Source organism: Streptomyces sp. NPDC001634 (assembly GCF_040298185.1).
Lineage (GTDB): Bacteria > Actinomycetota > Actinomycetes > Streptomycetales > Streptomycetaceae > Streptomyces.
The window spans coordinates 45,525-59,224 of sequence record NZ_JBEOZU010000063.1 but is presented as its reverse complement, the minus strand read 5'-3'; the positions used below and the strand labels follow the sequence as shown (position 1 = coordinate 59,224).

The following is a 13,700-nucleotide window of genomic DNA, read 5'->3' as shown; positions in this document are numbered from 1 at the left end:
GGCGCCGCAGGAGCGGCGGCCGGCACGGCGGGCGCCACGGCAGCGGGTGCCGCCTGGGCCGTCGTGGTGGTCTCTGCGGCCCCCGCGGCCGCAGTACCCGCCGTAGCCGAGGAGGCAGGGGCCCCCGGCTTGTAGTCGGCGAAGAAGTCCCACCAGGCACGGTCTACCGAATTCGGGTCCTGGAGGTACTGCTGATAGATCTCGTCGACGAGCCACTCGTTCGGACCGAACGCGGCCGCGGGGTTCTTCCCGGCTTGGTCGTCGGTCGAGATGTTCGAGTTACTGGGGGACTGTGGCGACACGGCGGCAACCGCCCTCTTCCGCTTCACAAGGTGATGGACAGCGGGAATCAAGGCTACGCCTCCATGACCGTGAAGGTCAGGTCGGGCCGGTTCATCGTCGCGTAAGTCACATCGGAAAGCGTGTTTCGGTGGAGGAAATGGCGGGAAACAAGCGTGGTTCCGGTTTGAAAGGGGTGCGACGACCCCGGCCCGGCGCGGGGAGTGCGCGGGCCTTTGCCTGATCACACGTGTCCGTCAGCGGGGACTCGCGTGGATCTTGTTGCTCCGCTTCGAACTCTACGTCAACTCGGCAGGGATGGCTCTCCCGGAAGGGTGACCTGGATCCGGCAACCCCGAGTGGATTCGGCCACACCGATCCGGCCACCGTGCAGATCCACCGCCCAGCGGGCGATCGCCAGGCCCAGGCCCGTGCCGCCGTCGCTGCCCGGCCCGTGCGGCGCGCTCACGGCGCCGCGGTTGAACCGCTCGAAGACCCGGTGCCACTCCGACTGGGGGATGCCGGGACCCTCGTCCAGCACCTCCAGTTCCAGGGAGTCCGGGGTGGAGCCGCGCCGGGCCTTCACCGTCACGCGGCCGTGCGGCGGGCTGTGCTTGACCGCGTTGTCGATCAGGTTGGCCACGACCTGGTGGATGCGCTCAGGGTCGGCGTTCGCGGTCAGCTCCGGCGGGGAGACGTCGAGGTGCAGATGTACGTCCGTACGGGTGTGGCTGCCGGAGCCCGAGGCGATCCCCGCGCGTGCCGTGGACACCATCTGGGCCTCCTTGAGGACGCCCGAGAGATACGGCCACACCTCGAAGCGGCGCATCTTCAGCGGGACCACGCCGTTGTCCAGGCGGGAGAGGTCCAGCAGGGTCTCCACCAGGCGCCCGAGGCGCTCGGTCTGCTTCAGGGCCGTGCGCATCGTCTCGGGGTCGGCCTGCGTGACCCCGTCCACGATGTTCTCCAGCACCGCGCGCAGGCCCGCGATGGGCGTGCGCAGCTCGTGCGAGACGTTCGCCACCAGCTCCTTGCGCTGACGGTCCTGGGCCTCCAGTTCGTCGGCCATCAGGTTGATCGTGTGGGCGAGGTCGCCCATCTCGTCCCTGCGGTGGTCGCGGACCCGGCGGGTGTAGTCGCCCTGCGAGATGGACCGGGCCACCGCGTTCATCTCGTCCAGCGGCGCGGTGAGCGAATGCGCCACGAACTGCGTAATGAGCAGCGTGGCGATCATCGAGAACACCGTGATGAAGCGCAGCTCTGTCGCGGTGCGCACCGCGATCATGAGCAGACCCGTGGTGATCAGCACCGAGATGACGACCAGCGCGCCGAGCTTGGTCTTGATCGAGAACGGGCGAACGCCGCCCCAGGGTTCCCCGGGGCTTCTCCGTGCGGCCGGCCCGGAGCTCATGGCGTCGGGGTCTCCAGCGCGTAGCCCACGCCGTGCACCGTGCGGATCCGCTCGGCGCCGATCTTCCGGCGCAGCGCCTTGATGTGGCTGTCGACGGTCCGGGTGCCGGAGGCGTCCGCCCAGTCCCACACCTCCGCGAGCAGCTGCTCGCGGGAGAGTACGGCGCGGGGCGTGTTCGCCAGGCATACGAGCAGGTCGAACTCGGTGGGCGTCAGATGGACGTCCTCGCTGCGCACACGGACCCGGCGCTGGGCGTGGTCGATCTCCAGTTCGCCGAGGCGCAGGATGCCGCTGCGCGGCGTCGAGGCGGCCAGTGCGGCCCGCTCCACCCGGCGCAGCAGCACGTGCACCCGCGCCGCGAGCTCGCGCATCGAGAACGGCTTGGTCATGTAGTCGTCGGCGCCGACGCCGAGCCCGACCAGCATGTCCGTCTCGTCGTCGCGTGCGGTGAGCATCAGCACCGGCACCGGGCGCTGTGCCTGCACACGGCGACAGACCTCCAGGCCGTCGAAGCCCGGCAGCATGATGTCGAGGATCAGCAGGTCCGGCTGCCATGCCTCGGCCGTATCGACGGCCGCCGGGCCGTCGCCGGCCGTTTGCACGAGGAATCCTTCGGCGCGCAAGCGGGCGGCGATGGCCTCGACGATCGTCGGGTCGTCCTCGACCACCAGAACCCGCCGCTGAGCGCCCGGGGTCGCCGTCGTGCCGTTGTGCGCGGTGTGTGTCTGCTCCATCGCCCGCCCCTGGGGTTGCTTTCCGGAATCCGTGGGGTGATCCCATGACTGCGTTTGACGCTTGAATGATCCGCGTCAGGGATGCAGCGTACGGGGAGTTACCGCGAGTCGGCTATCCAGGTCTGACGGCGAGGTGCACGACGTCGGGAACGCCCCGGGCAACGGGCACCTCTTCGGTACGCACCTGCTGGAACCCGGCATTCCAGAGGGATCCTTCAAATTCGGGAGAGGGCTGCGCCGACCACACCGCCAGTACCCCGCCGGGCCTCAACACCCTTGCGCAGCTTGCCAATCCGGCCGTCGAGTACAGGCTGTCGTTGTCCTCCGTGACCGTCCAGCCGGGCCCGTTGTCGATGTCCAGGCACAGCGCGTCGTACGTGTCCGATGTCTCATGCACGTAAGTGACCAGATCGGCGGCGAGGATGCGTGTGCGCCGGTCGGCGAGCGCATCCGCGGACAACGCGGACAGCGGGCCGCCCAGGTGCCAGTCGATGATGGCGCGCTCGCGTTCGACGACGGTGATCCGTCCCCAGCGCGGATCGGCCGATGTGTGGGCGAGCGAGAAGCCGACGCCGAGCCCGCCGATCAGCACATCCGGCTCGGGGCGTCCGTCCAGGGCGTCGTACGCGGCGTCGACGAGCAGCCGCTCCGAGCGTCCGTCGGAGGTGTCCATCAGGAAGCAGCCGTTGGCGATGATCTGCAGCAGCGCGCCGTGGCGTCGCAGCACGACCTCACCGTGGGGACCCTCGCGTCGGTCCAGGACTTCCGGGGTCTCGCAGGTGTCGTACGGATGAGGCATGGGCCTCATTCTGGTGACGGAGTACGCAACGGACGAGGGATTTTCCCGGACGGAGGGCGCGCGCGACGAGCGCCCGCGCCCCCGGCGTACAGGCCTCGCGCCCCCGTTGCCCGTGCCTGGGTTCGAAGGGGCGAGAGGACGGGCATGGTGGACGGCTGCCCGTTTGCCGGGCGCCCCGGTGTCGCGCTCGCCCTCCCGGCCGCACGGTGTTGCCGCCTCGACGGGGCCGCGCGGCGGTTCCCGACGGTGGCCCCGCGGCTGCCCGGCGTGCCCCGGGACCGTCAGTGGCTGCCGATGCCGGCCGAGGTCCGAGGCCGAACTCCCTGTGGTCGAGCCGGTCATCGAGGATCGGGGCACGGAACTCGCCGCATGCACCGCCGTGTTGAGACGTACGCGCACCCGAGAACGTATCCGGACGCGTAAGCAGGCCACGCCGCCCTGATTCCGAACATGCGTTCGCAGGTTGGCCCCGGACGCAGAAAGCATCTGAGAAGTTGCTATGAATCGCGTCTCCGGTGGCGTCGGTCATAGACAGCGACCCGCGCGGCACGAAGGGTGGAGCGTGACGGAAGGAGTTCCTCGCCTTGGAACGTACGGTCTCGGCGGCTGACGCCACGCTCACGGCCCCCGGGACGGGCGCGCCACTCCTGGACGGCATGCCGCGCCAGCGGACGGTGCTGCCCCCGGAAGACCAGGCCCCGGCGCAGGCCACGACCGCAGTCGTTCCGGACGCGGCCCCGGCACCGGCCCCCAGGACGGTCCCGCGCTCCTGGCTGCTCCTGCCGACCCCCACGGGAACGCCCTTCACCTTCGGGTACGCGGCCGTGCTCGTTGTGACGTCCCTGTTCGCCGAGCACGCCGACCCGACGCTCGTGCACACCCTGTACCAGGACTCCAGCACCGACGTCGCCCATCTGGTCCAGAGCCCGGTGCTGGTGCTGGTAGCCAGCGCGCTGTGGATCGCGGGCGGGATGATGTCGTCGTACTCGCTCGTCTTCCTGATCGTGCTGACGTCGCTGGAGCGGCGGATAGGCGGCCGGCGCACGGCCGTCGTCTTCCTGCTCGGCCATGTGCTCGCCACCCTGGCCACCGAGGTCCCGATCGGGCTCCTGGTGCTGGCGGGCCACCTCCCCGAGAGCTCCCTGCACCGCCTCGACTACGGCATCAGCTTCGGCGTCGCGGCGAGTGTCGGCGCACTGGCGGGCCTGCTGCGGCCGTGGCTGCGCTGGCCGGTGCTCATCGTGTTCGGCGGAATGCTGCTCCAGGACCTGGCCGAGTTCGCGGATCCGCTGAGCGACTGCGGCCACCTGCTCTCCCTGGCGATCGGCATCGCGACCTGGCCGCTGGTACGCCGATGGCGGCAGACCGGCCCCGAGGCCCTCTCGGCGTCGGCTGCGTAACTGAGGCCCCGGCGGACGACCCTCGGCGACAACTGCCTTTCTCCGCAGCTCAGGAGGCCGTCCGACGTGATCGCTCACAGCGAACACCCGTGAGGGAACAATCGAATCCTCTCAGGCATTGAGTCGGCATAACTCAACTTGACTGCCGAAGGGGAGATCATGGCTTCGACGTCCACACCGCTCACCTTGCCTGTGCTGCCGCTCGACGACGAGGTCGTGCTGCCCGGGATGGTGGTACCTCTGGACCTGAACGACGCCGATGTGCGCGCCGCCGTGGAGGCCGCCCAGGCCGCCGCGCGGTCGGAGCCCGGCAAGCCGAAGGTCCTTCTGGTACCCCGCATCGACGGGACGTACGCGAGCACCGGCGTGCTCGGCACCGTCGAGCAGGTCGGCCGGCTCGCCGACGGCGACCCGGGTGCGCTCATCCGGGGCCGGGGCCGGGTGAAGATCGGTGCCGGCACGACGGGGCCCGGTGCCGCGCTGTGGGTGGAGGGCACCCGGCTCGACGAGACCGTGCCCGACCCCCTGCCCGGACACATCGCCGATCTGGTCAAGGAGTACAAGGCCCTCGCCACCAGCTGGCTGCGGAAGCGGGGTGCCTGGCAGGTCGTCGACCGGGTGCAGGCCATCGACGACGTGTCCGCGCTCGCCGACAACTCGGGCTACTCGCCCTTCCTGACCACCGAGCAGAAGGTGGAGCTCCTGGAGACCGCGGACCCGGTCACCCGGCTGAAGCTCGCCACCCAGCAGCTGCGCGACCACCTCGCCGAGCAGGACGTCGCCGAGTCCATCGCCAAGGACGTCCAGGAGGGCGTCGACAAGCAGCAGCGCGAGTTCCTGCTGCGCCGTCAGCTGGAGGCCGTCCGCAAGGAGCTGCGCGAGCTGAACGGCGACAGCAAGGAGGGCGAGGAGTCCGACGACTACCGGGCGCGCGTCGAGGCCGCCGATCTCCCCGAGAAGGTCCGTGAGGCCGCGCTCAAGGAGGTCGACAAGCTGGAGCGGTCGAGCGACCAGTCGCCCGAGGGGTCGTGGATCCGGACGTGGCTCGACACCGTGCTGGAGCTGCCCTGGAACGAGCGCACCGAGGACGAGTACGACATCCGCGGCGCCAAGGCCGTCCTCGACGCCGAGCACGCGGGCCTGGAGGACGTGAAGGAACGCATCACCGAGTACCTGGCGGTGCGCAAGCGGCGCTCCGACCGGGGGCTGGGTGTCGTCGGCGGCCGCCGCGGCGGGGCGGTGCTCGCCCTCGTCGGGCCGCCCGGCGTCGGCAAGACCAGCCTCGGCGAGTCCGTCGCGCACGCCATGGGCCGGAAGTTCGTCCGGGTCGCCCTCGGCGGCGTACGCGACGAGGCCGAGATCCGCGGCCACCGGCGTACATACGTCGGTGCCCTGCCCGGCCGGATCGTCCGCGCCATCAAGGAGGCCGGGTCGATGAACCCGGTGGTCCTGCTGGACGAGATCGACAAGGTCGGCTCCGACTTCCGCGGCGACCCGGCCGCGGCCCTGCTGGAGGTCCTGGACCCGGCGCAGAACCACACCTTCCGGGACCACTACCTGGAGGTCGAGCTCGACCTGTCCGACGTCGTGTTCCTCGCGACCGCGAACGTCCTCGAAGCCATCCCGGAGGCCCTGCTCGACCGTATGGAGCTGGTCCGTCTGGACGGCTACACCGAGGACGAGAAGGTCGTCATCGCCCGTGACCACCTGCTCCCGCGCCAGCTGGAGCGGACGGGTCTGAACAAGGACGAGGTCACCCTCGACGAGGGCGCGCTGCGCAAGCTCGCCGGCGAGTACACCCGGGAGGCGGGCGTACGGAACCTGGAGCGGTCGATCGCGCGCCTGCTCCGCAAGGTCGCGGCCCAGCATGAACTGGGCGAGCGGGAGCTGCCGTTCACGGTCCGGGACGAGGACCTGCGCGGGCTGCTCGGGCGTCCGCACCACGTGCCCGAGTCCGCCCAGGACCCGGCCGAGCGCCGTACGGCCGTTCCCGGTGTGGCGACCGGTCTCGCGGTCACCGGTGCCGGCGGTGACGTCCTCTATGTGGAGGCGTCGCTGGCCGACCCGGAGACGGGCGCGGCGGGCCTGACCCTGACCGGTCAGCTCGGCGACGTGATGAAGGAGTCCGCGCAGATCGCGCTCAGCTTCCTGCGCTCCCACGGCGCCGAACTCGAACTCCCGGTGGGCGACCTGAAGGACCGGGGCGTGCACATCCACTTCCCGGCGGGCGCGGTCCCGAAGGACGGCCCGAGCGCGGGCATCACGATGACGACCGCGCTGGCCTCGCTCCTGTCGGGCCGGCTGGTCCGTACGGACGTGGCGATGACGGGTGAGGTCTCGCTGACCGGCCGTGTCCTGCCCATCGGCGGGGTGAAGCAGAAGCTGCTCGCCGCGCACCGGGCGGGTGTCACGACCGTCATCATCCCCAAGCGCAACGAGCCCGACCTGGACGACGTCCCGGCCGAGGTGCTGGACAAGCTGGACGTCCACGCCGTCACGGACGTCCGCCAGGTCCTGGAGCTGGCGCTCGCGCCGGCCACGAACGGTGCGACGCCGGAGGTTCCGGTGGCGGCGTGACGGACGCTACCGGATCAAGGGAAGGCCCGGGTTCCGTGAGGGAGGCCCGGGCCTTCGCCTTGCCCTGCGTCCGGAGCGGTCACCGGTCGCCGCCCTCCGGCGAGCCGCCGACCACTGCCTGTTCGCCGGGGCCGGAGGCTGCCGTTGGTCCACGCCTGCGAAATACTGACGGAGCTGCGGCGATGGAGACGTTTCGGCAGAAACTTTCAGGATCGGGAAACCGGGTCAGGGGTACTGAGGTGCACGTGGACGGAAACGGCGAGGGGCGCCTGCCCGGTGCGCCGGCGAGCGGCGCCGGGTCGGCGGGCGCGCCCGGCGGTGGTGCGGACCGGGAGTTCCTGTCGCTGGAGCGGGAGCTCACCGTATTCCTGCGCCGCGCCCGTGCCAGCCAGGGCGAGATGGCCCGCGAGGTCCACCCGGACCTGGAGTCCGCCGCGTACGGCCTTCTCGTACGGCTCGACGAGTGCGGCCGTCAGCGCGCCACCGAACTCGCCGCCTACATCGGGGTCGGCAAGGCCACGATGTCCCGCCAGCTCCGTGCCCTGGAGGACCTCGGCCTGGTCGCCCGGGAACCCGACCCGGCGGACGGACGCGCCTGGCTCGTCCACCTCACCGACGAGGGCCGCAGCCGCGTCGGCCGCGTGCGCGAGGCCCGCCGCGCCCGCTATGTGAGCCAGCTCGCCCACTGGGACCCGCGCGAGGTCGCGGAACTGGCCCGGCTGCTGCACCAGTTGAACCTGGGCATGGAGAAGTAGTCCGCCCGGGCTGCCCGGCCCGCTCTCACAGTTCCACGTACACCACGGTCGCGTCGTCGTGCGTCTTGCTGCGGCCCAGGTGCGCCCGCTCCTCACGGTCGGCGGTCTCCAGGGCCCGTACGCGCTCGACGAGCGCGGCCGCCCCCTCCTTGCGGACGAATGTGAAAAGGTCCGTCCAGTCGCCCTGGTGGAACTTCTCGCTCCAGCGGGTCGCGCCGTCCGTCAGTGCCGCGAGGGCCCGTACCTGCGTGCGCGGGAGTTCGCCCGTGACCGCGCGGGCTGCGACCGAGGGGTCCGCGGCCGCCGTGAAGAAGCCGCCGTCCTTGTTGCGGACCGTGGCGTCGGCTGTCGCGTCCGTCGCCAGACTGGCCCGTGGGACGCGGGCCAGGCGGTCGTCCAGCAGGGCCGTGATCGTGCCGTCGGGGGCCTCGGCCAGGAAGGCCGAGTCCGACAGGACCAGGTACTCCACCGTGACCCCGGACCAGCGGGCGAGCACCGCGGTTGCCTGGGGGGTACGCGGGTGAGAAAGGTCACAGGTGGTCTTGTGGGCCTCGGCGGTACGACGAATGGCGTGGGAAAGGATCTCCGGCAGCGTCAGATCACGGCGGGAAACGGACAGTTCGGTCAGTGTTCCGCCGAGATGTGCGCAGAACCAGTGGACGGAATGAAGACAGCCGTCGTCGCCCGGCGGCGGAGTCACGCCGTCCAGGACGACCAGCGCCCCGCCCTGTCCTGAAGCCGGAAGGACGAGTGCCGCGAAGTCCTCGTTGGGACGGGCCGGGTCGCCGGGCTCGGAAATCAGTTCAGTACGCATTCGGCCAGTCTGCACGACCCCTTCACACGGTCCACGAAAGGCTGGCAACGGTTGCGGAAACGGTGCGAGTCGGCAGGTCAGGCGCCTGGTTTGGTACGGAATGATCTATTCCGGTGAACCGTGGCGGCGAATACTGCCAAAGTGTGCCGCCTGCGTGCAACCGGCCCGCCCTGTGCGTGCCCCGAACGGGCCGGAGGAACTTGCCCGCCAACTCCCCGCCGAGGTTCACTCCTTCGGGTGGCGGGTCAGGCGAAGCGGGACCTCTGCCCACCGGCACTGGGAGGGTCGGAAGCCGTCGTACCGGGATGACGCCCCAGTTGACGGACCGTCACCCGGGCCCATGGGTACACGAGTCAGGAATGCGAGCACCGGTGCAGAAGATGCGGCCTCGGCGCGCAGGCAAGCAGACGGCCCCCGAACGGGACACCTCGTCCGAGTCCGCGGGCAGCGGCCGTCGTCCTGCCCATGTGCGCAACCGGCTCATCGTCGCGGTGGCCGTGGTCGCCGCCGCGATCGCCGGCGCCGGGGCGCCGGGCATCGTCGCCGCCTCCGGTCAGCTGAACGACTCCCAGAACCTGGTGACGCTCGCCGAGCAGACCCAGGACGCCCTCGCCCTCGCCCACTCGCTGGCCGACGAGCGTGACGCGGTGACGTCGTACGTGGCCGCCGGGCGCCCCAAGTCGAAGGTGCCCGCCGAGCAGCAGAGCGCCCGTGTCGACCGGGAGATCGAGGACCTGCGCGCCAATGCGGACATCTCCGCCGCGCTCCGCAGGGTCCTCGACGAGGTGGGTTCCGTACGGAGAGCGGCGCTCGTCGAGAAGAGCACCGCTCTCGAAGCGCACCAGGCGTACTCCGCCACCATCACCGAGCTGCACGCCCTCGCCGAGGAGCTGGCGGAGAAGATCCCGCCCCGCGCCGGGTCCGGCACCCATGCCCTCGCCGAGCTCGACAGCGCCGTGCAGCAGGCCGCCGCCGCCCGCGGACTGCTCCTTGCGGCCCTGAACATCCCGCACACCACCCAGACCGTCATCAACCCGGTCACCGGCCTGGCGACGACCACCACCGGCTCGTCGGACGCCGACACCAAACAGCGCGACGCGCTCAGCGCCGCCGCCCAGCAGGCCGCCGTCAGGTCCGACGCGGCCGTCGCCGACTTCCGCGACACCGGGGCCAAGGAGGCCCGGGCCTCGTACGACTCCACGGTCACCGGCCCCGAGGTCAACTCGGCCGAGAAGTACCTCACGGCCCTCACGGACCAGCCCACCCTCTCCGACAGCGACCTCGGCCTCAGTACCAAGAAGGTCGACGCGGCCCTCTCCGCCCGTGTCGACCTGATGCGCGGAGTCGAGGCCTCCCTCTACGAGAGCCGCAGCAAGGACCTCGCCCGGCTGCGCGACGACGACGTCACCGCGCTGGAGATCCGCATCGCCGTCCTCGGCGCGCTCCTGCTCGTCGCCGTCGGCATCGCCATGGCGATGGCCCGCAGCCTCACCCGCCCGCTCGCCGTCCTCCGCCTCGGCTCGGCCCGCGTGGCCGCCGATCCGGCCACCGAGGAACCGGTGAAGTTCACCGGGCGCAACGACGAGTTCGCCCAGGTCGTCCGCTCGGTCAACGCCCTGCACGCGCATGCCGTCGCCCTCCGGGAACGCCTCTCCACCCTGGAGGCCGACCGCAAGCACCTCGTCGGCCAGCGGCAGACCATGGCCGACGAGCGGGCCAGGCTGCGCAGCGAGCTCGCCGAGGCCGCCACCCACCTGGAGCAGGTCCGGCACAGCATCCACTCCACCTTCGTCAACCTCGCCCTGCGCACCCTCGGTCTGGTCGAGCGCCAGCTCACCGTGATCGAGGGCCTGGAGGAGCGGGAACAGGATCCGGAGCGGCTCTCGACGCTCTTCCGGCTCGACCACTTCGCCACGGTCATGCGCCGGCACAGCGAGAACCTCCTGGTCCTGGCCGGTGCCGAGCACGTCCAGCAGCACGCCGGGCCCGTACCGCTCGTGGACGTCGTGCGCGCCGCGGTCAGCGAGATCGAGCGGTACGAGCGCGTCCGTATCGCCGCGCTGCCGCCGCACGCGCACATCGCGGGTTTCGCCGCCGACGACCTCTCGCATCTGCTGGCCGAACTCCTGGAGAACGCCACCTCCTTCTCGCCGCCGGACGTCGCCGTCGAGGTCTCCGGCTGGCTCCTGGAGAACGGCGAGGTGATGCTCTCCGTGCAGGACGAGGGCATCGGCATGAGCGGCGAGCGGATGAGCCGGCTCAACACCCGGCTCTCCGATTTCGACCCGGACGACCCCTACGACCAGGAGAGCGGCGAGGGCCTCGGGCTCGGTCTGTACGTGGTGGCCCGCCTCGCCCACCGGCACCACGTCCGCGTCCGGCTGCGTGAGCAGAAGCAGGGCGGCGTCACCGCGGTCGTCGTCCTGCCCGAGCCGCTGCTCGCCCAGGCCCCGGCAGCCGCCGTTCCCACCGCGGGACCGGTCGCAGGCGGTGCGTCCTCACTGTCCCTGCCGGGCGCCGACGCGGAGGCCAACTCCAACGTCCTCAGCAGCCGTCCGCGGATCACCGTCCCTCCGCCGAAGGGCGACGAGGACCCGCTGATCGCGGCCGCGGAACACGCCGTACGGGAGCGGGAGACGAGCGAGGAGCCGCAGACGCCCGTACGGGAGGGGGACGCCGTACGCGAGGGTGCGTCCGTACGGACGGAAGACGCCGTACGTGAGGACGAGCCCGTGCTGGACGACGCCTCTGTGCCGGACGGCGACGAGCCTGCCCGCGAGCAGCTCGCCCAGGCGGACCCGGAGCCGCACCCGGTCCCGGGGCCGGGTGCCGTCGAGTCCGGCCCGGAGACCACGATGGAGCTGCTGCTTCCGTCGCCCCGGGTGGACGAACCCGCCCCCGCTCCCGCGGGTTTCCCCGCCCAGTCCTCGGCCGACCCGTACGCCATAGGACCCGACAGCCACGAACGCACCGCCGACGAAGGCGGGCAGCCGCCCGCGCCCGAGCTTCCGGGCGATTCCCAGGAGCAGCCCCAGGCGCCCGAGGAGCCCGAGGTCCCCCGGCTCACCGCCAAGGGCCTGCCCAAGCGCACCCCGAAGATCTCCGCACCCGTCCCGGCCCCACGGCCGCGCGTGGGTGGTGTGGACGCCGAGGCGCTGCGTCGCAGGCTCGGCGGGTTCCACCGGGGTGCCAAGGAGGGCCACCGCCATGTCGAGGCGGAGATCGCCGAGAGGACGGGGGAGACGAAGGCGCCCGCGCACCGGCCCACGGAACCACCCCAGAGCGCAACACCCGGCACAGCACAGGACGTAGAACCATCGGGGGGCACAGTCGAGGAGGCAAGCAGTTGACCGCGCCCAGTACCTTCGGACTGAGCAGTGAGGCCCGCAATCTGCACTGGCTGCTGACGAACCTCGTCGAGGAGGTGCCGGGACTGCTGTCGGTCGCGGTGGTCTCCTCCGACGGCCTGCTCCTGCTCTCGTCCGACCCCGGACGGAACGCAGAGGCCCGCGCCGGCCGGGACGACCGGCCCCGCGGCCCGAGAGGGTCCTCCGCCGACCTCGCCACCATCGTCTCCGGCGTCGGCAGCCTCACCATCGGCGCCGCCAAGCTGATGGACTTCGGCAGGGTCAAGCACACGATGGTCGCGATGGACGAGGGCAGCCTCTTCGTCATGTCCATCAGCGACGGCTCGCTGCTCGGCGTGCACGGGTCCGCGGACTGCGACATGAGCGTGGTGGCGTACCACATGGCGCTCTTCGTCGGCCGCGCCGGACACGTCCTGACGCCCGAACTCCGCAGCGAGCTGCGCAGGTCCCTGGAGGCCGAGTCGGCGGGTGGCGTCCGATGAGCGGCAAGCACAAGAAGCTTCCGGTGCGCGGCGGCGACCGCAAACCCGCCCGCGTACGCCCCTATTCGCTCACCGGGGGCCGCACCCGCTTCGGCCATGTCCTGCTCGTCGAGACCTTCGTGGCGGCCCTGGAGGCCCCCGAGGAACGGCGTGAGCTGACCAATGGTTCACTGGCCACCCGGGTCATGCCCGAGATGCGGGCCATCGTCGAACTCTGCCGCCGTATGCGCACGGTGGCGGAGATCGCGGCTCTGCTGAGGATGCCGCTCGGGGTGGTCCGCGTGCTCCTCAGCGACCTCGCGGACCAGGGAAAGATCCGTGTGTACGGAACCGGTCACGGCCCCGGACAGCCGGACCGCGCTCTGCTGGAAAGGGTGCTGAGTGGACTCCGTCGTCTCTGACGCCTCCCCGGGCGTCGACCGACTCGTCGAGCCCGGCGAGGATCTGAAGGCCTGGCAGACGGACCGCACGCGGGCCCCGATCGCCACGAAGATCGTGGTGGCGGGCGGCTTCGGCGTCGGCAAGACCACCCTGGTGACCGCCGTCTCGGAGATCACGCCGCTCCAGACGGAGGCGCTGATGACCGAGGCCAGCGAGGAGACCGACGACCTGACCGGGACGCCGGGGAAGCTGACCACCACGGTGGCCATGGACTTCGGCCGCATCACGCTCGACGACGACCTGGTGCTCTACCTCTTCGGCACGCCGGGTCAGCAGCGGTTCTGGTTCATGTGGGACGACCTGGTGCGCGGAGCGATCGGCGCGGTCGTCCTGGCCGACACCCGGCGGCTCGCGGACTGCTTCCCGGCGCTCGACTACTTCGAGAGCAGCGGGCTGCCCTACATCGTCGCGGTCAACCACTTCGACGGCAGCGAGCGGTTCGATCCCGAGGATGTGCGCGACGCCCTCACCGTACCCGCACATATACCTGTCATGATCATGGATGCGCGCCGCCGGATCTCGGTGATCGAGACCCTCCTGGCCCTCGTCGGCCACGCGCTGGACGTCACCCCCGAGTGAGGGGGTGTCTTATGGATCTTCGCGGCGTTCATGAGACACCCCCTCGTCCTGACTAGGAGCA

Annotated in this window: 12 protein-coding genes; 7 read left to right on the top strand and 5 right to left on the bottom strand. The window is 71.1% G+C overall.

The window, feature by feature from the left end:
- From ABT186_RS33005 to ABT186_RS32990, 4 genes are all read right to left on the bottom strand, one after another.
- Nucleotides 1-302: 2-oxoglutarate dehydrogenase E1 subunit family protein (locus tag ABT186_RS33005; RefSeq protein ID WP_351928197.1), on the bottom strand; the 302-nt coding region annotated here is incomplete at its 3' end.
- A 281-nt stretch (nucleotides 303-583) separates the two neighbouring features.
- Complete coding sequence (locus ABT186_RS33000; protein ID WP_351221670.1) at nucleotides 584-1,690, bottom strand: HAMP domain-containing sensor histidine kinase; 1,107 nt, start codon at nucleotides 1,688-1,690, stop codon at nucleotides 584-586.
- Nucleotides 1,687-2,424 carry a response regulator transcription factor gene (locus ABT186_RS32995; protein ID WP_351221671.1) on the bottom strand — a complete coding sequence of 246 codons (738 nt, stop codon included), beginning with the start codon at nucleotides 2,422-2,424 and terminating at the stop codon, nucleotides 1,687-1,689. The genes ABT186_RS33000 and ABT186_RS32995 overlap by 4 nt, the downstream gene beginning before the upstream one ends.
- Nucleotides 2,425-2,536: 112 nt before the next feature.
- Complete coding sequence (locus tag ABT186_RS32990) at nucleotides 2,537-3,223, bottom strand: spermidine synthase family protein (protein ID WP_351928196.1); 687 nt, start codon at nucleotides 3,221-3,223, stop codon at nucleotides 2,537-2,539.
- 584 nt (nucleotides 3,224-3,807) lie between these two features.
- Between ABT186_RS32990 and ABT186_RS32985 the strand changes: the two genes are divergently transcribed.
- The 3 genes from ABT186_RS32985 to ABT186_RS32975 all read left to right on the top strand — a co-directional run bounded on the left by ABT186_RS32985 (nucleotide 3,808) and on the right by ABT186_RS32975 (nucleotide 7,955).
- Nucleotides 3,808-4,623 (top strand): rhomboid-like protein, encoded by an 816-nt coding sequence (locus ABT186_RS32985; RefSeq protein WP_351928194.1) that lies wholly within the window; start codon nucleotides 3,808-3,810, stop codon nucleotides 4,621-4,623.
- Nucleotides 4,624-4,782: 159 nt separating this feature from the next.
- Nucleotides 4,783-7,200, top strand: coding sequence for an endopeptidase La (gene lon, locus ABT186_RS32980; RefSeq protein WP_351221674.1), 2,418 nt, complete (start codon nucleotides 4,783-4,785; stop codon nucleotides 7,198-7,200).
- A 239-nt stretch (nucleotides 7,201-7,439) separates the two neighbouring features.
- Nucleotides 7,440-7,955, top strand: a complete 516-nt coding sequence (locus ABT186_RS32975; protein WP_351221675.1) for a MarR family winged helix-turn-helix transcriptional regulator — start codon at nucleotides 7,440-7,442, stop codon at nucleotides 7,953-7,955.
- Nucleotides 7,956-7,980: 25 nt separating this feature from the next.
- Here ABT186_RS32975 and ABT186_RS32970 read toward each other — a convergent pair whose 3' ends face one another.
- On the bottom strand, nucleotides 7,981-8,769 hold the full coding sequence (locus ABT186_RS32970; protein ID WP_351221676.1) for a protein phosphatase 2C domain-containing protein: 789 nt from the start codon (nucleotides 8,767-8,769) through the stop codon (nucleotides 7,981-7,983).
- Nucleotides 8,770-9,140: 371 nt separating this feature from the next.
- Here ABT186_RS32970 and ABT186_RS32965 point away from each other — a divergent pair, with 371 nt between their 5' ends.
- Genes ABT186_RS32965 through ABT186_RS32950 form a run of 4 tightly spaced genes read left to right on the top strand, consistent with a single transcriptional unit; the run spans nucleotide 9,141 to nucleotide 13,639 of the window.
- The gene (locus ABT186_RS32965) at nucleotides 9,141-12,119 is read left to right on the top strand and encodes a sensor histidine kinase (protein ID WP_351221677.1); all 2,979 of its coding nucleotides are present in this window, start codon (nucleotides 9,141-9,143) and stop codon (nucleotides 12,117-12,119) included.
- Nucleotides 12,116-12,619 (top strand): roadblock/LC7 domain-containing protein, encoded by a 504-nt coding sequence (locus tag ABT186_RS32960; RefSeq protein ID WP_351221678.1) that lies wholly within the window; start codon nucleotides 12,116-12,118, stop codon nucleotides 12,617-12,619. The genes ABT186_RS32965 and ABT186_RS32960 overlap by 4 nt, the downstream gene beginning before the upstream one ends.
- Nucleotides 12,616-13,020 carry a DUF742 domain-containing protein gene (locus tag ABT186_RS32955; RefSeq protein ID WP_351928192.1) on the top strand — a complete coding sequence of 135 codons (405 nt, stop codon included), beginning with the start codon at nucleotides 12,616-12,618 and terminating at the stop codon, nucleotides 13,018-13,020. Before ABT186_RS32960 ends, ABT186_RS32955 begins: the two co-directional genes overlap by 4 nt.
- On the top strand, nucleotides 13,001-13,639 hold the full coding sequence (locus ABT186_RS32950) for a GTP-binding protein (RefSeq protein WP_351221680.1): 639 nt from the start codon (nucleotides 13,001-13,003) through the stop codon (nucleotides 13,637-13,639). Before ABT186_RS32955 ends, ABT186_RS32950 begins: the two co-directional genes overlap by 20 nt.
- The last annotated feature ends 61 nt before the right edge of the window (nucleotides 13,640-13,700 follow it).

What these genes read in the sequence shown, in the direction of transcription:
- ABT186_RS33000 (WP_351221670.1), bottom strand. Translation starts at nt 1,690, where the DNA reads ATGAGCTCCGGGCCGGCCGCACGGAGAAGCCCCGGGGAACCCTGGGGC.
- ABT186_RS32995 (WP_351221671.1), bottom strand. Translation starts at nt 2,424, where the DNA reads ATGGAGCAGACACACACCGCGCACAACGGCACGACGGCGACCCCGGGC.
- ABT186_RS32990 (WP_351928196.1), bottom strand. Translation starts at nt 3,223, where the DNA reads ATGCCTCATCCGTACGACACCTGCGAGACCCCGGAAGTCCTGGACCGA.
- lon (WP_351221674.1), top strand. Translation starts at nt 4,783, where the DNA reads ATGGCTTCGACGTCCACACCGCTCACCTTGCCTGTGCTGCCGCTCGAC.
- ABT186_RS32970 (WP_351221676.1), bottom strand. Translation starts at nt 8,769, where the DNA reads ATGCGTACTGAACTGATTTCCGAGCCCGGCGACCCGGCCCGTCCCAAC.
- ABT186_RS32955 (WP_351928192.1), top strand. Translation starts at nt 12,616, where the DNA reads ATGAGCGGCAAGCACAAGAAGCTTCCGGTGCGCGGCGGCGACCGCAAA.